Annotated in this window: 24 protein-coding genes and 1 pseudogene; 4 read left to right on the plus strand and 21 right to left on the minus strand. The window is 40.4% G+C overall.

Translation table 11 applies throughout. The features are described 5' to 3' along the window. Positions 1–183 precede the first annotated feature (183 nt). The 4 genes and pseudogenes from tpx to ADM33_RS11730 all read left to right on the plus strand — a co-directional run bounded on the left by tpx (position 184) and on the right by ADM33_RS11730 (position 2782). The gene (gene tpx, locus ADM33_RS06795; RefSeq protein ID WP_049503991.1) at positions 184–678 is read left to right on the plus strand and encodes a thiol peroxidase; all 495 of its coding nucleotides are present in this window, start codon (positions 184–186) and stop codon (positions 676–678) included. An 81-nt stretch (positions 679–759) separates the two neighbouring features. Next, on the plus strand, positions 760–1410 hold the full coding sequence (locus ADM33_RS06800; protein ID WP_049503994.1) for a metal-dependent transcriptional regulator: 651 nt from the start codon (positions 760–762) through the stop codon (positions 1408–1410). Positions 1411–1528: 118 nt separating this feature from the next. Continuing rightward, positions 1529–2240 (plus strand): annotated as a pseudogene (locus tag ADM33_RS06805) (nicotinamide mononucleotide transporter). A 128-nt stretch (positions 2241–2368) separates the two neighbouring features. Further along, a complete protein-coding gene (locus tag ADM33_RS11730) occupies positions 2369–2782 on the plus strand; it encodes a hypothetical protein (protein ID WP_049503995.1) in 414 nt (137 codons plus the stop codon). Positions 2783–3345: 563 nt separating this feature from the next. Here the strand turns inward: ADM33_RS11730 and dtd are convergent. The 21 genes from dtd to ADM33_RS06920 all read right to left on the minus strand — a co-directional run. Continuing rightward, complete coding sequence (dtd, locus tag ADM33_RS06820) at positions 3346–3789, minus strand: D-aminoacyl-tRNA deacylase (RefSeq protein ID WP_049503997.1); 444 nt, start codon at positions 3787–3789, stop codon at positions 3346–3348. Positions 3790–3819: 30 nt separating this feature from the next. Further along, the gene (locus tag ADM33_RS06825) at positions 3820–6036 is read right to left on the minus strand and encodes a RelA/SpoT family protein (RefSeq protein WP_049503998.1); all 2217 of its coding nucleotides are present in this window, start codon (positions 6034–6036) and stop codon (positions 3820–3822) included. A 144-nt stretch (positions 6037–6180) separates the two neighbouring features. After that, positions 6181–7311 carry an ABC transporter ATP-binding protein gene (locus tag ADM33_RS06830; protein ID WP_049504000.1) on the minus strand — a complete coding sequence of 377 codons (1131 nt, stop codon included), beginning with the start codon at positions 7309–7311 and terminating at the stop codon, positions 6181–6183. A 113-nt stretch (positions 7312–7424) separates the two neighbouring features. Beyond that, positions 7425–8294, minus strand: a complete 870-nt coding sequence (locus ADM33_RS06835) for a helix-turn-helix domain-containing protein (protein WP_049504001.1) — start codon at positions 8292–8294, stop codon at positions 7425–7427. 2 nt (positions 8295–8296) lie between these two features. Next, entirely contained in the window at positions 8297–8683 is a 387-nt protein-coding gene (locus ADM33_RS06840; RefSeq protein WP_045763483.1) for a Mini-ribonuclease 3, read from the minus strand. Further along, positions 8676–10019 (minus strand): cysteine--tRNA ligase, encoded by a 1344-nt coding sequence (gene cysS / locus ADM33_RS06845; protein WP_049504029.1) that lies wholly within the window; start codon positions 10017–10019, stop codon positions 8676–8678. The genes ADM33_RS06840 and cysS overlap by 8 nt, the downstream gene beginning before the upstream one ends. 228 nt (positions 10020–10247) lie before the next feature. Next, the gene (locus tag ADM33_RS06850; protein ID WP_049504003.1) at positions 10248–11009 is read right to left on the minus strand and encodes a nucleoside phosphorylase; all 762 of its coding nucleotides are present in this window, start codon (positions 11007–11009) and stop codon (positions 10248–10250) included. 3 nt (positions 11010–11012) lie between these two features. Next, complete coding sequence (locus ADM33_RS06855) at positions 11013–11879, minus strand: GNAT family N-acetyltransferase (protein ID WP_049504005.1); 867 nt, start codon at positions 11877–11879, stop codon at positions 11013–11015. Between the two features lie 11 nt (positions 11880–11890). Then, positions 11891–12508 (minus strand): serine O-acetyltransferase, encoded by a 618-nt coding sequence (gene cysE / locus ADM33_RS06860; RefSeq protein ID WP_049504006.1) that lies wholly within the window; start codon positions 12506–12508, stop codon positions 11891–11893. Positions 12509–12523: 15 nt separating this feature from the next. Beyond that, the gene (pnp, locus tag ADM33_RS06865; protein WP_049504008.1) at positions 12524–14737 is read right to left on the minus strand and encodes a polyribonucleotide nucleotidyltransferase; all 2214 of its coding nucleotides are present in this window, start codon (positions 14735–14737) and stop codon (positions 12524–12526) included. A gap of 440 nt (positions 14738–15177) precedes the next feature. Then, entirely contained in the window at positions 15178–16044 is an 867-nt protein-coding gene (gene metF, locus ADM33_RS06870; protein WP_049504010.1) for a methylenetetrahydrofolate reductase [NAD(P)H], read from the minus strand. A 62-nt stretch (positions 16045–16106) separates the two neighbouring features. Further along, positions 16107–18356, minus strand: a complete 2250-nt coding sequence (gene metE, locus ADM33_RS06875; protein ID WP_049504011.1) for a 5-methyltetrahydropteroyltriglutamate--homocysteine S-methyltransferase — start codon at positions 18354–18356, stop codon at positions 16107–16109. Between the two features lie 351 nt (positions 18357–18707). Beyond that, a complete protein-coding gene (locus ADM33_RS06880; protein ID WP_049504013.1) occupies positions 18708–19001 on the minus strand; it encodes a helix-turn-helix domain-containing protein in 294 nt (97 codons plus the stop codon). Then, positions 18991–19356 (minus strand): type II toxin-antitoxin system RelE/ParE family toxin, encoded by a 366-nt coding sequence (locus ADM33_RS06885; RefSeq protein ID WP_049504015.1) that lies wholly within the window; start codon positions 19354–19356, stop codon positions 18991–18993. The genes ADM33_RS06880 and ADM33_RS06885 overlap by 11 nt, the downstream gene beginning before the upstream one ends. A 145-nt stretch (positions 19357–19501) precedes the next feature. Then, positions 19502–19867 carry a TIGR02328 family protein gene (locus tag ADM33_RS06890; protein ID WP_049504016.1) on the minus strand — a complete coding sequence of 122 codons (366 nt, stop codon included), beginning with the start codon at positions 19865–19867 and terminating at the stop codon, positions 19502–19504. Further along, the gene (locus ADM33_RS06895) at positions 19851–20255 is read right to left on the minus strand and encodes a YbgA family protein (protein ID WP_049504018.1); all 405 of its coding nucleotides are present in this window, start codon (positions 20253–20255) and stop codon (positions 19851–19853) included. Before ADM33_RS06895 ends, ADM33_RS06890 begins: the two co-directional genes overlap by 17 nt. Before the next feature lie 130 nt (positions 20256–20385). Beyond that, positions 20386–21471 (minus strand): HigA family addiction module antitoxin, encoded by a 1086-nt coding sequence (locus ADM33_RS06900; protein WP_049504019.1) that lies wholly within the window; start codon positions 21469–21471, stop codon positions 20386–20388. Continuing rightward, positions 21464–21802, minus strand: a complete 339-nt coding sequence (locus ADM33_RS06905) for a type II toxin-antitoxin system RelE/ParE family toxin (protein ID WP_049504021.1) — start codon at positions 21800–21802, stop codon at positions 21464–21466. The genes ADM33_RS06900 and ADM33_RS06905 overlap by 8 nt, the downstream gene beginning before the upstream one ends. 127 nt (positions 21803–21929) lie before the next feature. Beyond that, positions 21930–23531 carry a type I restriction-modification system subunit M gene (locus ADM33_RS06910; protein WP_049504024.1) on the minus strand — a complete coding sequence of 534 codons (1602 nt, stop codon included), beginning with the start codon at positions 23529–23531 and terminating at the stop codon, positions 21930–21932. 35 nt (positions 23532–23566) lie between these two features. Continuing rightward, entirely contained in the window at positions 23567–25420 is a 1854-nt protein-coding gene (locus ADM33_RS06915; protein ID WP_049504026.1) for a DUF4435 domain-containing protein, read from the minus strand. Positions 25421–25429: 9 nt separating this feature from the next. Continuing rightward, positions 25430–26004 (minus strand): restriction endonuclease subunit S (locus ADM33_RS06920; protein WP_049504027.1); only part of this gene is annotated, 575 nt, incomplete at its 5' end.

Here is a 26004-nt window from a genome sequence, read left to right on the forward strand (position 1 = left end):
AGTGTTTTGAGCAACCTGCGGCTAGCTTCCTAGTTTGCTCTTTGATTTTCATTGAGTATAGGCCTCTGAAAAACGTCATTCTCACGTGAGCTGGCGTTTTTTCTATAGCCATATTTCCGGTCAAATCATTGGAAAATTCTGACTGTTTCAGCTAAAATGGAAGAAAAAAGATTGGAGTATCCTATGGTAACTTTCCTCGGAAATCCTGTTAGCTTTACAGGTAAACAACTACAAGTCGGTGACAAGGCGCTTGATTTTTCTCTCACTACAACAGACCTTTCTAAAAAATCTCTAGCTGATTTTGATGGGAAGAAAAAAGTCTTGAGTGTCGTGCCTTCTATCGATACAGGTATCTGCTCAACTCAAACGCGTCGCTTTAACCAAGAACTGGCTGGACTGGACAACACAGTCGTCTTGACTGTTTCTATGGACCTCCCTTTTGCCCAAAAACGTTGGTGCGGTGCTGAAGGTATTGAAAATGCCATCATGCTCTCAGACTACTTCGACCACTCCTTTGGACGCGATTATGCCCTCTTAATCAATGAATGGCATCTGCTTGCACGCGCAGTTTTTGTTCTCGATACCGACAACACCATCCGCTATGTCGAATACGTAGACAATATCAACAGCGAACCAGACTTTGAAGCCGCTATTGCAGCTGCAAAAGAACTCAACTAAGTCCAGCTCTTGTAGCAATAAGCTAGAGAAATCTAGCTTTTTTTGGTATACTAGATGGAGATAATAAACAAGGAAATGCGAATGACACCAAATAAAGAAGACTATTTAAAATGTATTTATGAGATTGGCATGGATGTTCCTAAGATTACCAATAAGGAAATTGCTGCTCGAATGCAGGTATCTCCTCCAGCTGTAACCGAAATGATCAAGCGTATGCAGTCCGAAAATCTCATCCTAAAAGACAAGAAAAAAGGATACTTATTGACTAATATTGGTTTAAAACTTGTATCTGAGCTCTATCGTAAACACCGTTTGATTGAGGTTTTTCTGGTGCACCATCTAGACTATACCAGCGACCAAATTCATGAGGAAGCCGAGGTATTAGAACATACCGTTTCAGACTTTTTTGTGGAAAGATTAGAAAGTATGCTCGGCTTTCCAAAGACCTGCCCTCATGGTGGTACCATTCCTGCCAAGGGAGAACTTTTGGTTGAAATCAACAACTTGCCTCTAGCAGAAACCAAAGAAGCTGGAACCTATCTTTTGACAAGAGTTCATGATAGCTTTGAACTTCTCCAATATTTGGAAAAAAATGGCATCCATATTGGAGAACAACTCCAAGTCAAGCAGTTCGATGGCTTCTCTAATACCTTTACTCTGATTCACAACCATGAAGAACTTCAAGTCAGCCTCGAAATCGCCAAACAACTCTATGTTGAAAAACTGAACTAATTTCTCAAGTCCCCTACCAACCCTGAAAGCTCGATTTTCAGGGTTTTATTTCTAGCATTTGATGTTACTCTCATTTTGTTGTAGAATGTTTGTAAAAAAAAGAAAGATATTTTAACCTATGAAAAAATCACTAAAAATTTTTGCGACATCCAAATGGTTTGACCTCTTTGGGGTTGCTCTGGTCGTTGGAATTGCGATCGCATCTGGTTACCTCAACTCCCGTCTCGATAAATTCGTAGACTGGGGCCCATGGACTGCCCTTGTGCCCTTTGGATTGATTTCCGTAACCAACGTTGGGATTTCCATGTTGTCCACTCGTTTCACGGGAAAATTAAGCAAATGGGGAAATTACTTTGGCATTGTCAATACGATTTTGTCCAGCACCATTGACTATAATCCTTGGAAATAAGGCGGCCATTATCACCTATCCTGTCACCTTCCTCATTTATACCTTTGCTATTAAGAAATGGGAAGCTTCGCAAGAAGGCAGACCCAACCAAATGAGCCAAAAACAGATAAAATTAGCTGCCATCATCATTTCAATCATCGCCTTCCTCTTTGCATTTATGACCAACTATATCGGCTATGGAGGAAAGATGAATCTCCTTGCCTACGTAACAACTATTGCCTTTGCACTCTCCCTCATTGCCAATGCTTTGAATGCATTGAAACTGACAACTCAGTGGGGATTTTGGTTGATTTACAATTTCGTTCAGCTGACAAAGGCTGGCATTCAAGGAAACTTTGCCAATATCGGAAAATACATCTTTTGTATCCTCAATGCAATCGGAGCTTTATTTGTCTGGAATGATGAAGAAGTGGAAAAATAGAAGGAAACTCAAATAAAGAAAGCAAGCCGACTTAATAGAATCTCCTTACTAAAATTTTTTATCATTTTACTTGTAACTCCCATTCTTTTGGAGTAGAATGAAGCTAGATAAAAGAGGGAGGTCATCTTATGAAAAATCTCTTTAGAATCCATTTTACAGCCATCGTAGTCAGCGATTTGCTACTGTTGGTAACTTTCAGACCCCGATACGAACTTTCTTTGGAGAGAGGCCTGATTTTTTGCTTCATTTTCATCCTTGCTCAAGGATTACTGCTATTTCGCTTGGTCAATCGACTCAAAAAACATTTCTCTGAGATTTATCCTCAGATGAACAAAAAAATTCGCCTTTACTACTTAGAGATTCTCTCCACTGACCTACTATTATTTGTCTTTTTAGCCATCACTGGCCCTCAACATTTTTACTCTCTTACTCCAGTCTTTACTTCCTGTCATTCTACTTTTTATTATATAACGGCTAGCCACCTAAGAGAAAACTATCCAGACTTTTATGACAAACATATCTCTTTGTGGGAGTGTCTCTAAGGAAAAAAAGGTTTTATCATGAAAAAAATCATCTACATCAAAACCATTCAACTCCTCATCATCGATGGAATCATGCTGGCATTTTTGACATTTAAAGAGGGACTTATACTCAATGAAAATCAAAGAGCAAACTAGGAAGCTTACTTGAGTACGGCAAGGTGAAGCTGACGTGGTTTGAATTTGATTTTCGAAGAGTATTACCTGGGATTGGATTTTGATTTATAGCGGTTGGCTCATCTTCTTTCACCCTGTGCTGTTTACCTATCTTTCCAACCAACTTTGTGACCACTTTAGTCAACTCTATTCCCAGATTAGACCGAGATTCTGGCGTTTTGCCTTACAAATCCTCCTATGGGATAACCTGATAATTCTCTCCTTGCTGTTTTTAAGTGGTATCCCACTTTTCCTTCAGGGAAGTCTCCTCATCATAGGATATCTCATCCCTTCCTATCGCACCTGCCAAAGCCTGAAAAGAGACTTCCCCGAAGCCTATCAAGAACCCATTTCATTTTGGAATATTTTGTGATAGATAAGAAAAACCAAACCCGCGAGCTTGGTTTTTCTTATCTATTTTTCGTATCAAGGATAATGGTTACTGGGCCATCATTGACCAGTTCCACCTGCATATCTGCTCCAAAGACTCCTGTCTCAACAGGAACTTCTTTGGCTAGTTCTTGGTTAAATTCTTGATAGAAAGCTTCCGCCATATCCGGTTTAGCAGCGCCTGTAAAGGCTGGACGATTCCCCTTTTTGGTATCTGCAAACAGAGTAAACTGAGAGATGGAGAGGATTTGGCCTTGGATATCCTTAACAGATAGGTTCATCTTGCCTTCAGCATCTGAGAAAATTCGCATATTGACAAGTTTTCTGACTGCATAATCCAAATCTTCTTTTTGATCCTCAGGTCCAACACCTACTAAGAGTAAGAGCCCCTGCTGGATTTTCCCATATACTTGCCCCTCGATAGAAACTTGAGCTTTTTTGACACGCTGAACGATAATTCTCATAGCAATCCTTTCTGATGATATCAAGCCAACTTAACCATTGGTACGTTTAACCGAGTAGACTTCTGGTACACTCTTAATCTTATCAACTACGGTGGTCAGCATTGAAAGGTTTGAAATTCCAAAGGAAACATGAATATTGGCAAATTTCATATCCTTGGTTGGTTGGGCATTAACTGTTGAGATATTCTTAGTCGTATTTGATAAGACTTGCAAGATATCATTCAAAAGACCAGAACGGTTGAGCCCGTAGATATCGATGTGAGCCATATACTCCTTACTTGAGAATTGGTCTTCCCATTCAACATCGAGTAGACGCTGTTCGTAATTTTCCTGTGAACGAAGGTTCATACAGTCTACACGGTGGATGGCAACTCCGCGTCCTTTGGTAATATAGCCGACGATATCATCACCTGGAACAGGGTTACAACATTTGGCAATCCGGATCAAGAGCCCAGAAGCACCTTGGATGACTACTCCACCCTCATGCTTAACCTTAAGCGTGTCCTTGTTCTCCACCTTGACTTCGCCACCCTTGACCAATTCTTCAGCTTCTGCCTTAGCTTTGGCACGCTCTTCTTCACGACGTTCCTTCTCAGTCAAACGGTTAAAGACAGTGATGGCTCCGATTTCTCCAAAACCAATCGCCGCAAATAGCGCTTCTTCTGTCTTGTAGCTAGTTTTTTGAAGGACTTCATCCATGTGGCGTTTGTCCATAAATTTATTGGCCACATAGCCATTTTCTTGGAGCTGACTAATCAGCAATTCACGACCTTTATTGATGGACAATTCTTTATCTTGGTTTTTAAAGAACTGACGAATTTTGTTACGAGCCTTGCTGGTCTTGACCATATTAAGCCAGTCACGGCTTGGTCCAAATGAATTTGGATTAGTGATGATTTCAACCTGGTCACCCGTTTTTAACTTGGTCGTCAAGGGAACCATACGACCATTAACCTTGGCACCAGTCGCTTTTTCCCCAATCTTTGTATGAATTTCATAAGCAAAGTCAATCGGTCCAGAATCCTTTGGAAGTGAACGAACCGCCCCATCTGGAGTAAAGACATAAATCTCCTCAGCCAGATAGTTTTCTTTGACAGTATCTACAAACTCCTTGGCATCATCTGCTTGATCTTGGAGTTCCATCATCTCCTTGATCCAGTTCATTCCAATAGCAGATTCCTTGCTATTAACTTGCCCCTTGATTCCTTTTTTGTAGGCCCAGTGAGCCGCAACCCCATACTCAGCAACCTCGTGCATCTCCTTAGTACGAATCTGGAACTCAATCGGCCCTTTTGGTCCATAAACAGTCGTATGGATAGACTGGTAACCATTGGCCTTACGATTGGCAATATAGTCCTTGAAACGTCCCGGCATTGGCTTCCAAAGCTCATGAACGTAACCTAACATCGCATAGACATCACTCTGAGTGTCTAGGATACAGCGAATGGCAATCAGGTCGTAGATCTCTTCAAAGCGTTTTTTCTTATCCTGCATCTTACGATAGATAGAGTAGATATGCTTTGGACGACCGTAGATTTTTCCTGTAAGATGACGCTCAGATGAGTATTCCTCGAGTTTCGTCACAACTTCATCGACCAAGGCTTCACGCTCTTGACGTTTTTCCTTCATCATGTGACTAATCTTGTAAAATTCAGTTGGATTGAGATAGCGGAAAGAGAGATCTTCCAGTTCCCACTTCACACTTGAAATCCCCAAACGGTGAGCAAGTGGTGCATAGATTTCCATTGTTTCTCTGGAAATACGCTCCTGCTTGTCTTTACGAAGATGCTTGAGGGTACGCATATTGTGCAGACGGTCAGAAAGTTTGACCAAGATAACACGGATATCCTCTGACATAGCCATGAGCATCTTGCGATGATTTTCAGCCAGTTGCTCCTCGATAGACTTATACTCAACCTTACCAAGCTTGGTAACACCATCTACAATCACTCGAACATCATGGCCAAACTCACGCTCTAAGTCATCCAAGGTAGCTTCTGTGTCTTCTACCACGTCATGCAAAAAACCACAGGCAACAGTGACAGCATCTAGCTTGAGTTTAGCCAAGATACCTGCTACCTGAATAGGGTGGATAATATAAGGCTCGCCTGATTTACGATACTGGCCACTATGACATTCTACAGCATAAACCAAGGCCTTGTGTACAAAAGCCACATCTTCTTTCGATAAATATTTTTGCGTTAAAGCGACGACTTCATCGCCTGAATAAATTACTTCTTTCGGCATGCATACTCTCCAATTCTTCCTACCATTTTAACACTTTTTTGAGGATATGAAAACTAGTAAAGCCCATTATGTAAGAGTTTGCTAAACTTGATAAAAAAACACTACTAGAAAAACTCTAGTAGTGCTCATTGTTTAAAATCTATCTTAGTAAACTGTTCTTTCAGTTTCTACGTCGAAGAAGTGTGCTTTGTTCAAGTCAAATCCAAGTTCAACTGTTGCACCTGCTTGCAAGTAGTCACGAGCGTCAACTTTTGCAACGAACTCATCTTTACCAACTTGGCAGTATAGGTGAGATTCTGAACCGAGCAATTCTGATACAGAGATTGTTGCTTTCACAACTGATTCTGGGAATGTTTCAAGGAAAGCAGGTTCAGCATTTACGTCTTCTGGACGGATACCGAAGATCAATTCTTTTCCTTCGTAGCCTTTTTCACGAAGAACTTTCAAAGCACCTTCTGGAACTTTCAAAGTAAATCCATCAGCAACAATGCGGTCACCGTTCAATTTAACGTTGATGAAGTTCATAGCTGGGCTTCCGATAAATCCTGCTACGAATTTATTAACTGGGTTTTTGTAAACTTCTTGAGGAGTACCGATTTGTTCAACACGTCCGATAGTACCAGTACCAGCAGGGTTTTTAGTAGCTGACATGATAACGATACGGTCTGCAAGTGTCATCGCTTCTGTTTGGTCGTGAGTTACGTAGATAGTTGTAGCTCCGATACGACGGTGGATTTTAGCGATTTCAGCACGCATTGATACACGAAGTTTAGCATCCAAGTTTGACAAAGGTTCGTCCATCAAGAATACTTTTGCATCACGGACGATTGCACGACCCATGGCAACACGTTGACGTTGACCACCTGAAAGGTCAGCTGGTTTACGATCCAAGAATTCTTTCAAACCAAGAATTTCAGCTGCTTCTTGTACACGTTTGTCAATGTCTTCTTTGCTATATTTACGCAATTTCAAACCAAAAGCCATGTTATCGTATACAGTCATGTGTGGGTAAAGAGCGTAGTTTTGGAATACCATGGCAATGTCACGGTCTTTTGGAGCCACGTCGTTGACAACCACGCCATCGATAGATGCAGTACCTTCTGTGATGTCTTCAAGACCTGCAATCATACGAAGAGTAGTTGATTTACCACATCCTGAAGGTCCTACGAAAACGATAAATTCTTTATCTTTGATGTTCAAGTTGAAATCTTCAACTGAATAGTGTTCGCTATTTGGATATTTTTTGTAAATATTTTTAAGATTTAATTCTACCATTTCGGTGAACTCCTTTTGTCATTTGATAGTTTTATTATAGATGAAAACGCTTTACATTTCTATGGCAAGGTGACCAAAAAAATAAAAAAGTTCTGTGCAACTTGCACAAAACTTTAGATTATATCTGGTAAAATCAACTGATAACACAAGGTCAAATCTGTCAATTCTTTCAACTGCAGTCCTGTCAGTTCTTCCCACTTATCAATCTTGTATTGGAGAGAATTGCGATGCAGATAGAGCTGCTGTGCTGTTTTAGTCAGGACTGCACTGTTTTCCCACAGTGAAAGGATGATTTCCTGAATCTGATCCTGGTCCACAATCATCTGATGCAGATATTCCTTGATAACTCGGAGATCCACAATTCTTTCACCCATACTCCAAAGATAGAGTTGAGAAAAAGTATGGAATCCTTGATGACCTTGACGCCACCAGTTTTTAAACAAGTCACGTTCTGCTTTGATGAGATCTGACAGAGCCTGATGTCCTGTCTGTGACCAGACCTGACCTAACATGATGGATAAACGTACTCCAAAGTCATATTCTACGGCTTCCAAGGTATCTGTCAGGATTGAGCGAACGGATGTGTACTTATCCTGTTGGAGAACAAAAATGTAATCCTGCGCTCCCACCTGAAGCACCGTTTGACAATTTGGAAAGAGGGTTCCCATCATCTCTAACCAAGACGTTAAATTCTCCTGTTGAAAATAAGATAGGTGACAATAGACAAGCTGCAATTTTTTAAAGTTTTGCGGTGCCTGTCCTTTGCCTTCAATGAGATAACTATACCAAGGGTTGAGGGAAATGGTTTGCTCCTGTTTGGTTAAGAGAGCCACCAGTTGTTTTTCACGCTCGCTAAGACTAGCTTCCTCAAGCAAAAGCCACTGATAATTTGACAGAGGTAGACTTAGATAACCCTCTTTATCAACTGGCTGATCTAAGATTTTACCATCAGGAAACCAATCCAGTAGTTCTTTTGCAATCATTCCTAGCCCTCCACTTTTTGGATGCACCAAGAAATCAAGGTTTCTAGGCGTTCCACATTTTCAGTCATATGAAGATAGCCCATGACCGCTTCAAAACCAGTAGACATACGGTAGGTTACCACATCCGCATTCTTAGCCTTAGTATGGCTGTTGGTATTGCGACCCCGTTTATAGATTTCTTCCTCTTTTTCCGTTAGGACTTCTTCTTCCAACATGAGGGAAATCAAATGTGCCTGAGCCTTAGCTGATACATACTTGGTTGCCTCTTGATGGAGTTTATTGGGCTTGGTCATACCTTTGAGAATGAGATGGCGACGAATATACATAGAATATACTGCATCTCCTTCAAAAGCTAGAGCAATCCCGTTAATGAGATTGACATCAATCACGTGTCCACCTCACTCCATCCTTGGTGTCAAGTAGCTTAATCCCTTGTGCAGCTAGTTGGTCACGGATTTGGTCAGCTGTCGCAAAGTCACGATTGGCACGCGCTTCTTGGCGTTTTTGAATCAAGGCTTCAATCTCTTCATCCAAAACTTCCTCAACAAAGACCACTCCAAAGACTTCCAACATGGCTGCAAGAGCTTCCTTAACGGTTGCATCATAGTTGCCTGAGTTGATCCATTTGGCCATTTCAAAGACAACTGTGATTCCATTAGCTGTATTGAAATCCTCATCCATAGCCGCTACAAACTTATCTTTAAATGCCTGTAACTCCTGAGCATATACAGTTCCAGTAAATGGTTGCTCGTAAGTATTTTTGAGATACTTAAGATTTGTCTCTGCATCACGAACTGCTTTTTCCGTAAAATTGATAGGCTTACGGTAGTGCTGAGTCGCAAAGAAGAATCGCAATACTTGACCGTCGATAGTTTTGAGAGCATCGTGTACCGTAATGAAGTTTCCCAAAGACTTAGACATCTTGACATTATCGATATTGACAAAGCCATTGTGCATCCAGTAGTTGGCGAAGGTCTTGCCTGTTTTGGCTTCTGACTGGGCAATTTCGTTGGTGTGGTGCGGAAACTCAAGGTCAGCTCCACCACCGTGAATATCGATGGTATCACCCAAAATCTCCGTTGACATGACCGAACACTCGATATGCCAGCCTGGACGTCCAGGCCCCCAAGGACTGTCCCAAGAAATCTCACCTGGTTTAGCAGATTTCCAAAGAGCAAAGTCTACAGGATTTTCCTTACGATCCGTTTCTTCATCGGTACGACCTGAAGCACCTAGCTCCAAGTCTTCTAGTGTTTTATTAGCCAATTTAGCATAGTTATGAGATTTTTCTACACGGAAATAGACATCCCCTTGACTCTCATAGGCAAAGCCTTTTTCAATCAAATCTTCTACAAAGCGGATGATGTCAGCCATAAACTCGACTACACGTGGATGACGAGTCGCAGGCTTGACACCCAAAGCTGTCACATCCTCACGAAAGGCAGCGATATACTTGTCTGCAACTTCCTGAGGCGTGATGCCTTCTTCTTTGGCACGGTTGATAATCTTATCATCCACATCCGTAAAATTGGAAATATAGGCAACCTCATAACCACGGTACTCAAAGTAGCGACGAATGGTATCGAAGGCTACTGTTGAGCGGGCATTCCCTACGTGGATATAGTTGTAAACTGTCGGCCCACAGACATACATCTTAACCTTGCCATCCTCGATTGGAACAAATTCTCGCAAATCACGAGACATGGTGTCATAGATTTTAATCATAAAATAATAGTCAGGAAAGCTAAAATTCATAAACAGATAGTTTCATAACTAACTGTTCAACGAAATTTTAGTCCGATTGCTAGTCACAAATCGGATTTCCTTGCTCCTTTCTAAACATAAAAGAAGAATACAGTAAAAAGATGAAGGGAGTCACTACGGAAGTTTTATTGCTATCTTTTCCGTTAGGCTCCCTTCCTTTCTTGTTTCGAATTTATCGTAAAGACTAGTCTAAACTAACTCTTGAGCAATTACTAATGCTATCTCGAAGAAAGTCATAGCATCCGCTTTTCTATCTTCGCGTCTAGCATCCCATTCGTGATTTTGATGGTCGACATAGTCAGCTGTGTAGAAAAACTGATAGACATTGGCTAGTCGATATTGGGTCCAGGCCATGATAGCTGAAGCTTCCATATCTACAACTCTAGCTCCTGCTGCTAGTCTTCGTTTGACTTTAGCAGCTGTCTCACGATAGAAGGCATCTGTGGTCCAAGACTTTGTTCGAATATGCTCAATGCCAGCTTTATCCAAGGCTTTTTCCATAGTTAAGAGTAGAGATTGCTCATAGACTATTTCATCACTTGCTGGAGCATAGTGATAACTAGTACCTTCATCACGTAAAGCCGAACTTGGTAGGATAATCTTATCTGCTTGAATAGACTGGTCTAGAACTCCGCAAGATCCTAAAACGATAAAGTTCTTAAATCCTCTTGCTTTGAGTTCTTCTAAGAGTCCAACAACCATTGGAGCTCCAATCGTAGCCATAGCAACTGCTACCTTACTCCCATCTTTTTCATAGATATACCATGGCAGTTTGCCATTTAGATTGGTAAGATAGCCACCTTCGTAGACACCATCTATCTGCTTTACTCGTTCAAGGATTTCTCCATTAAAAGACAAGATAATGGTATCACAGATTTCTCCACCACTAAGAAGGCTTCGATCAGTTGGCTCTATAACAGCAGGTACATTTTCAAATTCTTCTAATAGCATTTATTACTCTTTCGCATTCAGATAAACCACCTGGGTCTGTTTAACAAAGCCAATCTTTTCATACAAACGTTTGGCACCTACATTGCTATCTTCCACGGCAATCTGAAACTCCTTGTCATTTTGCTCAATCAGTTTATTGACGAGGGATTTTGCTAGATAGCTTCCGTAGCCTTGCCCACGTTCAAACTCAGCTATTGCTAAACCATAGAGGTAATTCGTATTACTCGATAAATCAACTGTACAAGTTCCAATAACCTGGTCGTTTTTTAATAAAATATATAGGTGACTTTCTGGATCTTTCAGAGCTTCAGCGACATATCTATCCACAACTTCTCTCGATTCATGTTCCTCTGAAAATGCCTGAAATTTTAACTGACTAATTTGATCCTGATAGGAACGATCTGCTAACAAAACGTCCAGATTGGAAACAGTTGCTAACGGATAAGGTCTTCTATCCTTACCTAACCAGGTTTCTGTCTCTTCATCCTCGACCAGTCCCCAGTTGTTGACAAAATCAGGATGGCGGTCTAGAAAAACACGCTCTGTCTGAAAAGTGACTGAATGAATCGGAAAAGAAGCTGTTTCTTTCTCAAAACTTCTATACAAAGTCTGCGCAATTCCTTGACGACGATGATTAGGGTGGACCAGGATCGCTACTTCCACATCTTGGTCATCTGCATAGACGGTTAATAGGCCAACAAGTTCACCTTTTTCATAATAAAGGAAAAAGGCAGGCATATCGGGGTTAAAATTGAGCATGTTAGAAAGATAGGGATCACGATAAGTCCCATCATAGGCTTGACAACAGTTAATTAGTTTTTTCGCCTCAGATAGCTCCTCTTGGCTTAACTTGTTTCTTGCTTGAATCATATAGCTATCCTCTACAAACCAGACGATCTGTGACTGGCTTCTTTAGCCTGCTCGAGTTTATTGACATAATACTCTCGTTTTTCTTCAACTTCGTGAATGACTGGTTCATCCTTCTTACCATGAACACGGACAATCTTAGCAGGAATACCGACAACCGTCACATCACTAGGTACGTCTGCCACAACAACTGCTGCTGCACCGACCTTGGCATTTTCACCGATTTCCACAGGTCCAATGACTTGAGCATGAGCGGATATTAAAGCTCCTTTTCGCACGGTCGGATGGCGTTTGCCAACATCCTTCCCTGTCCCGCCAAGAGTTACCCCGTGGTAGAGAAGAACCCCTTTTTCAACGATAGCCGTCTCCCCAATTACAAGACCTGAACCATGGTCGATAAAGACACCTGATTCAATCTGAGCTCCAGGGTGAATCTCTATCTGCGTCCAAAAACGCCAAAACTGGCTGTGCATACGAGCTAAAAGCTTAAAGCCATGTTTCCAGAGAAAATGAGAGAGACGGTGGGCCGCCAAGGCCTTGACACCTGGATAGGTCAGCAAAACCTCCAAAGTGGTGCGGGCCGCTGGATCATTTTCTTTTACGATATCAATGGTTTCGCGCCACCATCCCATACATTTCTCCTTTTCTTATTCTGAATCTTTTGGTGTTTCTGTAAATTCTTTCTTAGGTTTGTGGTCCTTGTGATGACGTGGGCGGTGATGTCTTTCTGATTTCTCACCTTTTTCATCACGTTCAGGTTTTGGAGGACGAGGAAGAAGGGCTTTCATAGAAGCATCCACACGTCCTTTTTCATCAATCTTGATAACCTTAACATCAACTTCATCCCCGATTGCCACCAAATCTTCGACATTATTAGTACGCGTCCAAGCCATCTCCGAGATATGAACAAGGGCATCTGTCTTATCAAAGAGGTTGACAAAGGCACCAAATTTCTCGATACGAACGACTTTAGCACGGTAAACTTCGTCCACCTTAGCTTCACGAACCAAACCAGCAATGATTTCTTTGGCACGGTTAATAGCATCTTGGTCGCTAGAGTAGATAGATACATTTCCTTCTTCGTCGATATCAATCTTAACGCCTGTTTCAGCGATAATCTTGTCGATGGTTTCTCCACCCTTACCGATGACAATTTTAATCTTGTCCACATCAATCTTGATGGTATCAATTTTCGGAGCAGTTGGAGCCAATTCTGGACGAACTTCTGGAATGGTAGCTTCGATGACGTCAAGGATTTCAAAACGAGCTTTCTTGGCTTGAGCAAGAGCTTCTGTCAAGATTTCTGCAGTAATCCCTTGAATCTTGATATCCATTTGAAGGGCTGTAATCCCATCACGAGTACCTGCAACCTTGAAGTCCATATCTCCAAAGTGATCTTCCAAACCTTGGATATCTGTCAATACGGTGTAGTTGTTTCCATCTGAAATCAGACCCATGGCAATACCTGCTACTGGTGCCTTGATTGGCACACCACCTGCCATAAGGGCAAGAGTACCCGCACAGATAGATGCTTGAGATGAAGAACCATTTGATTCCAAGACTTCTGCTACCAAACGGATAGCGTATGGGAATTCTTCCAAGCTTGGCAATACTTGAGCAAGAGCACGCTCACCGAGAGCACCGTGACCAATTTCACGACGACCTGGTGCACCGTAACGACCAGTTTCCCCTACAGAGTATTGTGGGAAGTTATAGTGGTGCATAAAGCGTTTCTTATACTCTGGATCCAAACCATCGATGATTTGCGTTTCACCCATTGGCGCCAAAGTCAAGATAGAAAGAGCCTGAGTTTGTCCACGAGTAAAGAGACCTGAACCATGTACGCGAGGAAGGAAGTCAACAACCGCATCCAAAGGACGGATTTCATCGACCTTACGGCCGTCAGGTCGAACCTTGTCTTCAGTGATCAAACGGCGCACTTCTGCGTGTTCCATTTGTTCCAAGATTTCAGCCACATCACGCATGATACGGTCGAATTCTTCGTGGTCAGCATATTTTTCTTCGTAAACTGCTGTGACTTGGTCTTTCACTGCTTGAGTCGCAGCTTCACGAGCCAATTTTTCTTCTACTTGAACAGCTTTTTGAAGTTCGCTATTGTAAGCAGCGATGATTTCAGCTTGCAATTCAGCGTCTACATGAAGCAATTCTACTTCTGCTTTTTCTTTACCTACTGCCGCAACGATTTCTTCTTGGAAGGCAATCAATTCTTTAACGGCTTCGTGTCCTTTAAGAAGAGCTTCCAACATGATTTCTTCTGACAATTCTTTTGCACCAGACTCTACCATGTTGATAGCATGCTTAGTACCAGCTACTGTCAATTCAAGAAGAGATTGCTCTGCTTGTTCTTGAGTAGGGTTGATGACGATTTCCCCATCAACATAACCCACTTGTACCCCAGCGATTGGTCCGTCAAATGGAATATCTGAGATAGACAAGGCCAAAGATGAACCAAACATAGCCGCCATTGGTGCAGATGCATTTTCGTCATAAGAAAGAACTGTGTTGATGACTTGCACTTCGTTACGGAAACCTTCTGCAAACATTGGACGGATTGGACGGTCGATCAAACGCGCTGTCAAGGTCGCATCTGTTGAAGGACGTCCTTCACGTTTCATAAAGCCACCAGGAAATTTCCCAGCCGCATACATTTTTTCTTCGTAGTTGACTTGAAGTGGGAAGAAATCCCCAGTTGCCATCTTCTTAGACATAACGGCAGCAGTCAAGACAGTTGACTCACCGTAACGCACCACAACAGAGCCATTTGCTTGCTTAGCAACCTGACCAGTCTCTACGATCAACTCACGACCCGCAAAAGTCGTTTGAAACACTTGTTTTGTCATTTTAATCCCCTTTTGGATTGATAATATTATACGCCTTGCCTACAAAGATCAAGATACTAAGGACGTCAAAAGCAAAGTAAAAATAGGAAACTGGCGAAGTCTTCGATGAAGACAAGACAGTTTATCTTTTTTACACAGCTTTTCGGCCGAGTTCAATTACGCATGGTAGCAGAGATTAACGCAGTGTGCGATGCACACCAGGAAATCTATCTTTTTCACTAGGGATTTAGCCCGTGTTCAACTCCGAAATTACTTTAGTTCTGATTCTTTAACTTACATCTCTTTGACATAAGATTAAGACTGCTTAAATATCGTTTATACCCTCATCTTTGTATCAAGTACGTACAGAGTCTATTTTATCATATTTTTCTTAAAAAGTGCTGGCTTTTCTATTAAAAAGGAACCATTCCTCTATGAAAAGAAGAATGGTTTGCTTTTTATTATCCTAAAGATTGGTGATTAAACAAGGCATGGGTTGCTTGGTGAATGTACTGAGCAGTATCTGCATTGTTCATAGTGTAGAGATGTACGCCTGCTACGTCTTGCGTTACCAAGTCCACGATTTGGTCCACGGCATAGGCAAGTCCTGCTGCTCTGAGTGACTCAGGGTCATTTTCATACTTGTCCAAGATAGCCTTAAACTTACGTGGGAGATGGATATTCTCACAAGTCTTCAAGAGACGAAGAGCTTGGTTACGATTCAGGATTGGCATAATTCCTGCATGAATCGGCACATCAATCCCAGCCAAGGTACATTTGTCTTGGAAATCGTAGAAACGCTCATTGTCAAAGAAAAGCTGGGTGACAAGACTTGAACAGCCTGCATCTACTTTTCTTTTCAGATTTTGAATATCTGAGATTTGGTTTGGCGAATCAGGGTGCCCTTCTGGGTAACAAGCTCCGATGACATCAAAATGCGGTGCCTGTTCCTTGATAAACTCAATCAAGTCTGTGGCATAACGGAAATCTTTTTGTGGTTCCACATCAGGAATGAGATCTCCACGAAGAGCCAAGATTTTCTGAACCCCAACCTTATCCAAATCTTCAATGGTCTCAGCCACCTTATCCTTAGTTAGATAGATAGCTGGCAAGTGAGCAATGGTTGGAATCTCCAAGTCATTTTGGATATAGTCTGCCAAACGAACCGTCGTCTCTTTGATATTAAATTTATTATTGCTGGCAGTCACACTGATAAAGTGTGGGGCCAAGTCCTGCATGTCTTTCAGAGCTGCAATAATTTTGTCATTGCCTACTGCTGGGTTTGGAGGGAAAACTTCAAATGAGAGGGACGGTGTTTGACGTGACATATTTATGAACCTTTTCTAGTTGATTTCTTATTGATCAACCATGTATGGAGAAATGTCTTTTCTTACAATTTCTCACGCGCAGCTTTCGCAGCTTCTACAAGGCGGATCAAGCTTTCTTTCGTTTCTGGAATACCACGTGTTTTCAAACCACAGTCAGGGTTGATCCAAACTTTTCTGCTTGGCACTTTAGCAAGGATTGCTTCGATTGTGTGGTCGATTTCGCCTTCGTTAGGCACACGAGGTGAGTGGATATCGTAAACCCCAGGTCCAACTTCTGTTTGGAAGTTTTTCGCTTTGAGTTCGTCCAAGATTTCAAGGTTTGAACGGCTAGCTTCAAATGAGATAACGTCTGCATCCAAGTTGTCGATAGCTGGGATGATATCTGTAAATTCTGAGTAACACATGTGAGTGTGAATTTGTGTATCTGGTGCTACTGTTGAGTGAACCAAGCGGAAGGCTGGAATAGCCCAGTCAAGGTAGTCTTCGTACCAGTCGCTACGACGGAGTGGCAATTTCTCACGAAGAGCAGCCTCATCGATTTGGATGATTTTCACGCCTGCAGCTTCAAGGTCAAGAACTTCATCCTTGATTGCAAGAGCGATTTGAAGAGTCGAATCCTTGATAGAGATGTCTTCACGTGGGAATGACCAGTTAAGGATGGTAACAGGTCCAGTCAACATACCTTTGACAGGTTTGTCCGTACGACTTTGTGCATAGCTAGACCATTTAACAGTGATTGGGTTGAGACGAGTCACATCACCCCAGATGATTGGTGGTTTAACCCCACGCATACCGTATGATTGTACCCAACCATTCTTAGAGAAGAGGTAACCTGACAAGTTTTGACCGAAGTACTCAACCATGTCGTTACGCTCGAATTCACCGTGTACAAGCACGTCAAATCCAACTTCTTCTTGCCATTTGATCCATTCGTCGATGGTTTCAGCAAGGAAGGCATCGTATTCTTCTTGTGACAATTCACCCTTACGGAAGGCCAAACGTTTGGCACGAACTTCCTTAGTTTGAGGGAATGAACCGATTGTTGTTGTTGGAAGAGCTGGAAGTTTGAATGCATCTTCTTGGATAGCTTCACGTTCTGCGAAGGCTGGCAAACGAGTGTAGTCTGCATCAGTCAATCCAGCGATACGCGCACGAAGTTCCGCATTTTCACCAACACGTTCAGTCGCAAAGAGTTCTTTGTTTGCTGCAAGAGCCTCTGCACCTTGACCGTTGCGGATAGCATCCAAGTCACGGATTTCATCCAGTTTTTCAACTGCAAATGCAAAGTGGTTCAAGATAGCTGGTTCAAAGTCTTCATTTGCTGTTGTAAATGGCACATGAAGAAGTGAGCATGAGCTAGTCAAAACGATGTTTTCAGCTGGGATTTGCTCAAGAATAGCCAAGCTCTTTTCGTAGTTGTTGCGCCAGATGTTCTTACCATTGACAATACCTGCATAAAGAGTCTTGTCAGCTGGGAAGCCACCTTTAACGAGTTCAAGGGTTTTCTTACCTTCAACGAAGTCAAGACCGATTGCATCTACTGGCAATTTCACAAGGTCAGCGTAGACGTCACGGACGTCACCGAAGTAAGTTTGAAGCAAGACTTCAAGACCTTTTTTATCAGCCAAGAGTTTGTTGTAGATGTTCAAGAAGAGGGCTTTTTCTTCTTCTGTCAAATCTTTGACAAGAGCAGCTTCGTCCAGTTGGATACGAGTTGCACCAAGTTCAGCCAATTTCGCAAAAACATCTTGGTAAGCAGCTACTAAGCTATCTACGAAGTCTTCTGCTTTCACACCTTCTTCAAAGTCTGACAATTGAAGGAACGTGAATGGACCTACAAGGACAGGACGAGTGTTGAGACCAAGTTCTTTAGCTTCTTGGAACTCATCGAAAATCTTGTGACCAGCCAATTTTACTTGAGTGTCTTTTTCAAATTTTGGAACGATATAGTGGTAGTTAGTGTTGAACCATTTTTTCATCGGAAGGGCACGAACATCCCCTTTTTCTCCTTGGTAACCACGTCCCAAAGCAAAGTAACGTTCAAGATCAGACAAGTCCAAGTTTTGTACTGATGCAGGAACTACGTTGAAAAGAAAGGCAGCATCAAGGAAGTTGTCATAGTGAGAAAAGTCATTTGATGGGATTTCAGTGATGCCTTTTTCTTTGACGATGTTCCAGTGTTTTGCACGCAATTCTTTAGCCGCAGCCAAAAGTTCTTCTTCTGAGATTTCTTTTCTAAAGTATTTTTCAGTTGTAAATTTTAATTCACGGAATTCACCCAAACGTGGGAAACCGATAATTGTAGTTGACATGTTTTGTCCTCCAAAAATTGTTGTTGAAACTATCTTAACAGAAAAGAAAGCGTCTGTATAATTGTAAAAAATTAGGCTTTGATATAGTTTGAAACTATATCGCTTTTTAAAGCACAAAAAAAGATTTGGAGAAGATTCCCCAAATCCTTTGATAGACAATGGTTAACAGATTTTTAAGATAGTCCCATTCATAGTCAAACTTGAGTAAACAGATAGCTGACTATGGCTTGTTATTAGAAAAGACTATAAGTTGGTTTTCTTTTGTAATTCTGATATTTCCCTGATAAAGTGCGGACGGGAGGTAAAATTATCCAGTGGATGATTTTAGCAAACCAAGTCATTTCATCCCTATCAACCTTTTTCCTGTTCAAGTGGGACGACTGCTAGTGTCTTGCCTAAACTGGCAAGAACTTTCAAGACTGTATCTAACTGAGGACTGGTCTTGCCGGTTTCCATCCTGGCTATGACAGGCTGGCTCACTCCACTAAGTTCTTCTAATTTTTTCTGACTAATGCCTTGCTCACGTCTAGCCTCTATTAATTCACTCATGATAGCCACTCGCATATCACTTTCAAGGATTTCCTCCTTGGTAAAGAGTTGAGACCGAACATCCTTCCAATTACTCCCAATGGCACTATTTTTCATCACTTACTCCTCTTTCTTTTAAGTCCTTCAGTTCACGCTTGGCTTTTTCAAGTTCTCTTCTAGGGGTCTTTTGAGTCTTTTTGACAAAATGATGTAAAAGAACAAAACTCCCATCAAGCCAAGCTACAAATAAAATCCTATCCCTAAGAGGTCTTAATTCCCATATCTCATCTTCCAAATGTTTCATATAGGGTTCACCAGCTCTAGTCCCATGCTGACTAAGCAACTCAATATAGTCGTTTAGTTTATTCAGTTTAATACGACTATCTTTACTTTTACGACTAGCCAATTCTCTCATATAATCCAAGACTGGCTCATTTCCATTTTTGTCCTTATAGAAGTAAATTGTGTGCACCAAGCAACCTCTTTTCAATTAAATTATAACTCAAAAGTTATTAAAAGTAAATCCAAATAATTATAAAAAGAAGACCTTAGAATCATTCTAAAGATCTCATTTTAATTATTCGAAAAAATTACGAAAAGAGTTATAATTCTTATTATCACTCCAGCTCTATCCCCTTGTCACGGAGATTAGCCAGACACTCCTCATAGTAGGTAGCATCATGTTCGCTATAGATGGGACTTTTCAACTTCTCCTCAGCTAAGTTTTCATAAGGAGGGCAAGTCTTGCCTCGGTAGTTCTTGTCTAGCCACTCTGGGCTGACATTGTAGCCACGGTCAACCATCTCCTCAATGATCAAACGATGATAGGCATAGAGACGATAGGGCGAGTGGGTAAAGACATAGTCAACCGTCGCATGCTTTCTGCCCCAGCCATTGCCACGCAGAGCGCAACACTCTCGATGTTGCCCCAAGAGCTGAGGACGGGGAAGTTGTGGGATCAAATCCTCATGCCAAAGTCTCATGAGAGTCTCCTTTCAACAAGGTCGAATCTTGCAAATAAGCATTTGGGTAACGTTCAAGCAAATCTCTAGTCCTAGCAATCAAGTCTTCCTTAGAAGCTTGACCAAAGCGATAGCGATCCAGCAGGAGCATATAGTCTTTGCGCTCGTCAGGGCTAGCTTGCTTTTTAAAATAGCCCCAAATATGCTGAAAAGCATTGCAAACCTGACCCCTGTGTTCTGGAATCTGGCAGGCACGGTCAATCAACTCTTGAACCTGACTCACCTCCACCACTTCTTGCTTGAGATACTGGCGAATATCCTTATAAATATTGCTGGAATGGCTCAAAACAAGGTATTTATTTTCCGCCCAGAGTTGCTGACAAAGGGCACGTTGGTTGTTATTTTCCATATTTCTCCTAACTTTCTACTAGTTCCCAGGAAATACGGAAACAAAGTTATATTTTAAAAATGAGCGAATAAAGATGTTCTAAGTACTAGCCGTATGAAGCTTTTTTCAATTTTTAAAAACATCCTGCAACTCATGAAACAAAGTAATAATTTTCTTTTAGTTCTCGGAAACGGTCAAAACTGAGAATGCCCTCATTTTGTAATCTGCCTAAAACGACGCTAGGATGAATGTCGATTTCCTCTGCAAAATCTAGAATATCCGACTTATCAAAATTTCCTTTTTTGACAAAAGCTTGATAATCTTCCGGTCTAATCAAGAAATCTTTTGCAAACTGATCTGCTCGTTCCTCAGAATGTCGGTAGGATTCACTATTTCCGTCATCAGATGAAAAATCGTTCTCCAAAATGTGCCCAATCTCATGAAAAAGTGAGAACCAGAAAATGTCTGACACTTTGTTTCTATCCGTAAGTAAAAGCAAGGCACTACCATTACTGAATTTTTTAGTCGCCCCATTCAGATTAGCATTTGGCAAAGCAGGTAGACCGACTAGGACAACACCACAATCTAGTAAGATATCATACAGGCGTTGAGGAAAGACTTCAGGATCTTGTCTGGTCAATTTTCTCAAAGCAGGCAAGCTTCTCTCTAGCTTTTTGCGGTTGAGCTTAGTTGTAGTTTTATCACGTGCTTTTTTAGATGCCAACTCCAGCATGATATTAGAGTTTACTATACTTTTAGTCGTGAACTCACGCGTATTCCGATAGCTGACTAGATGATTAAAAGATGTAAGGTTTTCTAAACTTGCCACACCTAGAATCTTGCGAAGCTCTATAATCTTTTCCTTCAAGCTATAGCGTTTGTCTGGCACGTAGCCTTCTTCCTTAAAATACTTGAAATCAATCATCTCACAGATTTCTTTCTCGTTACCTTCTTCTAGCTCTCTTTGTTCTACAATCTCTGCAACTTTTACATCGTAAGAATTCTGTAGATTGAGCCAAGTTTGCATGGAAACTCCGCTTAGCTTGGCTAATTTATGAGCCGTCTCTTTACTAATAGACTCCTCCGCATTGACAAGCTTGCTGACGGTCTTTGCTGAAACTCCTAAGCGCTCCGCAAATTCTTTCTGAGTTACGTTATAATCTTCAATCAATTCTTCAACATACTGACCTGGATGAAAAGCAATCAGGTCTTTGTATTCAACAATTTTATTACTCATAGTGATTGCTGACCTCCTCTATTTTTAGGATTTCGATTTCAACAGGACTAGGAAATACCTTTTCTAGATCCTCCTCACGAAATTCTACAATCAACCGATAGGAACTCCTTCGACCATCTATATCCAAAGCAAACTGTCCCTGTCTCTTTCCCTTGAGTTGGTGAAAGTGATACTTAGGAAATGCTGTCACACTAGCCAAAGAATCCGCTGCTTCCAAAAAGTTGATCAACTGATGCAACTTTACAGCAATCTTATCCGAAAAATCTTTTTTCGCTCTCCTCAGCTCTGTGCACTGCTTTTCAACAGTTTTATTTGTATAGGTAAGCTTCATATGTCCCTTTCTGTATAATTAAATTACCTTTTAGGTAATTTAATTATATCATCTTTAAACAATAAAAACCAGCCAAAAGTTATTTTGGCTGGAATATTTAATTTAATTATCGTGTTTAACTTCCCCATCACCCTTTAAAGTTTTTCAAAAACTCTTTGAGTTCAGCATCAGCTTCTGGTGTGGTGCCGTGGAGTTGGTTGAGCATTTCCAGTAATGAAGCCGTTTGGGTTTGAATTGCTTGATTTGTCTGGTTAATCTTGCTGACGATATCTGTCAATGGTTCGACTTCTTCTTCCTCAAAGGTATCTACATAGCGAGGAATATTGAGGTTATAGTCATTTTCGACGACTTCTTCATAGCTTGCTAGGTGGGCAAACTTATCAATCTCCTCACGTGACTTGTAGGCTTCCAGAATCTTCTCGATATGGGCATCCGTCATGATATTCTGGTTTTTGCCTTTATCAAACTCCTTAGAAGCATCGATAAAGTAGACATCACGGTTAGTACGATTCTTTTTGAGAATGATGACCGTAGTTGGAATGCTGGTGTTAAAGAAGATATTGGCTGGTAGACCGATAACCGTATCAATAGCCCCTTCTTCTAACAAAGCCTTACGAATGGTTCCTTCCGCATTTCCACGGAAGAGAACACCGTGAGGAAGGACGATAGCCATGATCCCATTATCCTGCTTGAGGTGGTAGTACCCATGCAGGAGGAAGGCAAAGTCAGCCTTGGACTGGGGCGCCAGTTTCCCAAAAGGAGAGAAACGAGGGTCAGCCATAAAGCCTGAACTTGCTGACCACTTGGCAGAGTATGGAGGGTTCATGAGAACACCGTCAAAGTTGGTCGGCTCTTGAGTTGGCCAGTCTTCATCCAGTGTATCGGCATTGTGGAGGAATTGATTCTCAACAGGAACACCGTGTAGAATCATGTTCATCCGAGCTAGGTTATAGGTTGAAGTATTGAGCTCCTGACCAAAGTAGACAACTGTCTGTGGTTTATGAGAGTATTTCTTGGCATTAAGCAAGAGAGAGCCGGAGCCCATAGTCGCATCATAGATGGTAAAGCCTTCCTGGTCTTCACGACCCAAAAAGGCAATCTGAGTCATGAGCTTGGCAACAGGCTGAGGCGTATAGAACTCACCAGCTTTCTTACCCGAGTCAGTCGCAAACTGACCGATCAGATACTCATAGGCATCCCCCAGCATATCACCAGCATGACCAGCCACATCTAGCACAGCCAACTCTTTCATGACTGCTGCTACTGTTTGGTTTTGCTTTTGCGGAGTTGCCCCTAGCTTTTTAGAGTAGAGGTCAATATCTTCAAAGAGATTTTCATAGAGGTCGTCACTCTGCTCGATATCACGAAAACCTTGAGCCAAGTCTTCTAACTGGAAAGTTCCCTCATTGACACGCGCTACTAGAGCCGTAAAGGTCAAGTCTGGCTTGATGATATAGTTGAGCTCATCATTCATAACAGAGACCAGATCCTCGTGGGTATCCGCATCCTCGTAGTAATTGCGATAGACCTCAAGAGCATCCTCGAGACTATCCGTCCCCTCTTCCATGGTCTCAGCCACGAAAAAGAGCATCTTGTCCGACAAATACTTGTAAAAGACCATGCCCAAAAGATAGGACTTGTAGTCATTAGCATCCATCTTAGAGCGGAGAACATCCGCTGAGTTCCACAGGGCTTGGTAGAGCGACTGGGAAGTTTGTGTTGTTTCCATAATGTTTCTTTCTTTTTATTAATTCAAAAATCTAACTATCTATTCAATAGTTTCATTTCTAATTCTTCAAAATATTTATGACGTAATGTAATCTGTAAATCATTATTCATTGCAATACTACTTAAAGCATTTTCTTTTAAGTTAGAAACTATTTCTTTAATTTCTTTGGATGCAATTATTTCATTTTTCAAATTACAAATCTTTAAAATTTTCGAAAAATCCGAAGAAGCTATGCTATCTTCAACAATTTCAGTTATATTTTCTAATGTTACAGTTATATCAAATTTTTCTGATAAATTTTCTAAAAATGTCCGTGCTTCATCCTCGGTTGGTTCTCTTGTTTCTATCAAATGCCCTTCCATAAATTCATCAAGTTTCTTTTTCAAGGCAATTCGTATTATCTTATCTTTATTTGTTGTACATAAACCAATAACAGTGTCTCGAAGTTTATTAATTTTTTGTTTTTTATCTTCCTCATCATCAGATAGAACAGAATTCACTATTTCTTCATCTACCAAAAGCATCTCTATCTCATTAAAAGGGAGAACAAAAATATTTTTCTTTTTATAGCTTTCAATTCTTGCCTCATCCATCCAGTCATAATCAATAATGCCGTATGCTTTATTACCATATGTTTTCTCTAATTTATTGTAAGCTTTTGTGTATTGAATAACTTGTTTATGCCCTTGAACTGGTTTGACAAAACAAAATTCACTAAATAATTTGGAATAAATCTGATAGTCTATACTCGTTTTAGTTCCCTCACAAAATAATATTGGCTTTCTTGTCCCAGATACTTCAGTCAATAAGGATAAAGGCATTTCTTGTGAGTCTTCCAATAGTTCATAATCAAAATCATAAGGTGCTTCGAAATTCTTACACCAGATATAGGTTGCATTTGTTCTAGATTGAACAAAGTCCATGTTATGTGAAGCAAAAATAAATTGACAATCAGGTCGTTCTGATATTAGCAAATCCCATAATTCATTATAGACGGCAGCATTTAGAAATGTTTCTGGTTCGTCAACGACAATATAGCTATTCTCTGGAGCTAGAAGAACATTTCCAATATAAAACAATATACAACGTTCTCCATCACTAAGACCATTTATACTATATTTAGATCCATTCTTTTCGATTTTAACAACTGTATTTTTAGTATCAATATCAAATTTTATTTCTGGTTTAATTTTATTCCATATTTTTTCTAATTTTTGCCACAAAGATAATGACGATTCATTTTTACCCCTGAAATGGTCTGTAGCTACAGCCATGATGTCTTTTACTAACAGTGTTATTAATTTTGTAAAAGCATTTGAAAAATTTGCATCAATCTGATTAAGGTATAAATCTATTGTTTCGTACTTTAGGCTTATATTGTTAAACTCATTTATATAAGACTCCTCATCAACTACATTCCTATCCTGAATATGAGTAGCAAAACATAACAGTTTTTGAGCAGGTAAAACATACATCTCATCTATACTATTCTTTCTTAATTCATTAATAAGACTAGTTTTCCCTGCCCCATTAGCCCCTATAATAACAGTAGTAGAATCTATTTTAGCAATGAAAGAAAAAAGTTTAATTACTTTGAAATTATATAAAACTTGAGGAAATATAGAATCATACGAATGAATATCACCATCAAAACATTTGTATATGCTTTCTAACAAATTCTCTCGTAATGTTTTGTACCTTACAGTTACATCATTAGACAAAACTTTTTCATTTAGCTCGTCATTTATAAAAGAAATAAGTTCAGATAGATAATTATCTACTCGATTATATAAATCTTTTTCATAATCAGCAATTTGACTTAAATTATCTCGAAATCTTTTCTTTTCAGATTCTAACTTTTCAATCAAATCTTTTTTAGAACTATACATAATCCCTCCTTAGATAAACATATCCTGCAAGAGTCTCTTTTTGAGTGTTTCTAGCTGAGAAATTTTTTCTTGATGAGAATTAATGAGGTTATCGAGGTTAGAGAAATAGGCGCCGATGGCTTGTTGTTCAGGAAGAGATGGAACACTAATTCTAATATCCATTATCTCATCTTTATTAATAAATTTAGTAGCATTTCCAGTAGTTATTCTTTCAAAAATATGTTTAGAATCTAGTAAAGATAAAGTTAGTTTTATAAAAACAGGTGAATAATTGTCTTTAATGCTCATTTTTAAAATATTCCAAGCAATTAAAAACAATTCATCAGTATCTACAAGTACAGACGGCCCAATGGTACCAATATTTGCAAATAAAATTTCTCCTTTTTTAGGCATATATTTTGAAATGTAATGTTCATATATATCCATATCTAAATAGCGGGTATCTTTACAGTTGATTTGTCCATTCGTGATATGTTTTGCCTGTAAAATTGGAATTCCCGATACGGAATACTCTACTTTATCTGAAGTAGTATTAATTCCTTGATATGCTTCTAAAAGAACTTTTCCCAATCTAATAAACTTCC

The sequence above is a fragment of the Streptococcus oralis genome (genome assembly GCF_001075875.1).
Taxonomy (GTDB): Bacteria; Bacillota; Bacilli; order Lactobacillales; family Streptococcaceae; genus Streptococcus; species Streptococcus oralis_I.

Bases quoted from the DNA above. Each gene is read 5' to 3' on its own strand.
- tpx (WP_049503991.1), top strand. From the start codon at position 184: ATGGTAACTTTCCTCGGAAATCCTGTTAGCTTTACAGGTAAACAACTA.
- ADM33_RS06800 (WP_049503994.1), top strand. From the start codon at position 760: ATGACACCAAATAAAGAAGACTATTTAAAATGTATTTATGAGATTGGC.
- ADM33_RS11730 (WP_049503995.1), top strand. From the start codon at position 2,369: ATGAAAAATCTCTTTAGAATCCATTTTACAGCCATCGTAGTCAGCGAT.
- dtd (WP_049503997.1), bottom strand. From the start codon at position 3,789: ATGAGAATTATCGTTCAGCGTGTCAAAAAAGCTCAAGTTTCTATCGAG.
- ADM33_RS06825 (WP_049503998.1), bottom strand. From the start codon at position 6,036: ATGCCGAAAGAAGTAATTTATTCAGGCGATGAAGTCGTCGCTTTAACG.
- ADM33_RS06830 (WP_049504000.1), bottom strand. From the start codon at position 7,311: ATGGTAGAATTAAATCTTAAAAATATTTACAAAAAATATCCAAATAGC.
- ADM33_RS06835 (WP_049504001.1), bottom strand. From the start codon at position 8,294: ATGATTGCAAAAGAACTACTGGATTGGTTTCCTGATGGTAAAATCTTA.
- cysS (WP_049504029.1), bottom strand. From the start codon at position 10,019: ATGATTAAAATCTATGACACCATGTCTCGTGATTTGCGAGAATTTGTT.
- ADM33_RS06850 (WP_049504003.1), bottom strand. From the start codon at position 11,009: ATGCTATTAGAAGAATTTGAAAATGTACCTGCTGTTATAGAGCCAACT.
- ADM33_RS06855 (WP_049504005.1), bottom strand. From the start codon at position 11,879: ATGATTCAAGCAAGAAACAAGTTAAGCCAAGAGGAGCTATCTGAGGCG.
- cysE (WP_049504006.1), bottom strand. From the start codon at position 12,508: ATGGGATGGTGGCGCGAAACCATTGATATCGTAAAAGAAAATGATCCA.
- pnp (WP_049504008.1), bottom strand. From the start codon at position 14,737: ATGACAAAACAAGTGTTTCAAACGACTTTTGCGGGTCGTGAGTTGATC.
- metF (WP_049504010.1), bottom strand. From the start codon at position 16,044: ATGTCACGTCAAACACCGTCCCTCTCATTTGAAGTTTTCCCTCCAAAC.
- metE (WP_049504011.1), bottom strand. From the start codon at position 18,356: ATGTCAACTACAATTATCGGTTTCCCACGTTTGGGTGAATTCCGTGAA.
- ADM33_RS06880 (WP_049504013.1), bottom strand. From the start codon at position 19,001: ATGAAAAATAGTGCCATTGGGAGTAATTGGAAGGATGTTCGGTCTCAA.
- ADM33_RS06890 (WP_049504016.1), bottom strand. From the start codon at position 19,867: ATGAGACTTTGGCATGAGGATTTGATCCCACAACTTCCCCGTCCTCAG.
- ADM33_RS06895 (WP_049504018.1), bottom strand. From the start codon at position 20,255: ATGGAAAATAACAACCAACGTGCCCTTTGTCAGCAACTCTGGGCGGAA.
- ADM33_RS06900 (WP_049504019.1), bottom strand. From the start codon at position 21,471: ATGAGTAATAAAATTGTTGAATACAAAGACCTGATTGCTTTTCATCCA.
- ADM33_RS06905 (WP_049504021.1), bottom strand. From the start codon at position 21,802: ATGAAGCTTACCTATACAAATAAAACTGTTGAAAAGCAGTGCACAGAG.
- ADM33_RS06910 (WP_049504024.1), bottom strand. From the start codon at position 23,531: ATGGAAACAACACAAACTTCCCAGTCGCTCTACCAAGCCCTGTGGAAC.
- ADM33_RS06915 (WP_049504026.1), bottom strand. From the start codon at position 25,420: ATGTATAGTTCTAAAAAAGATTTGATTGAAAAGTTAGAATCTGAAAAG.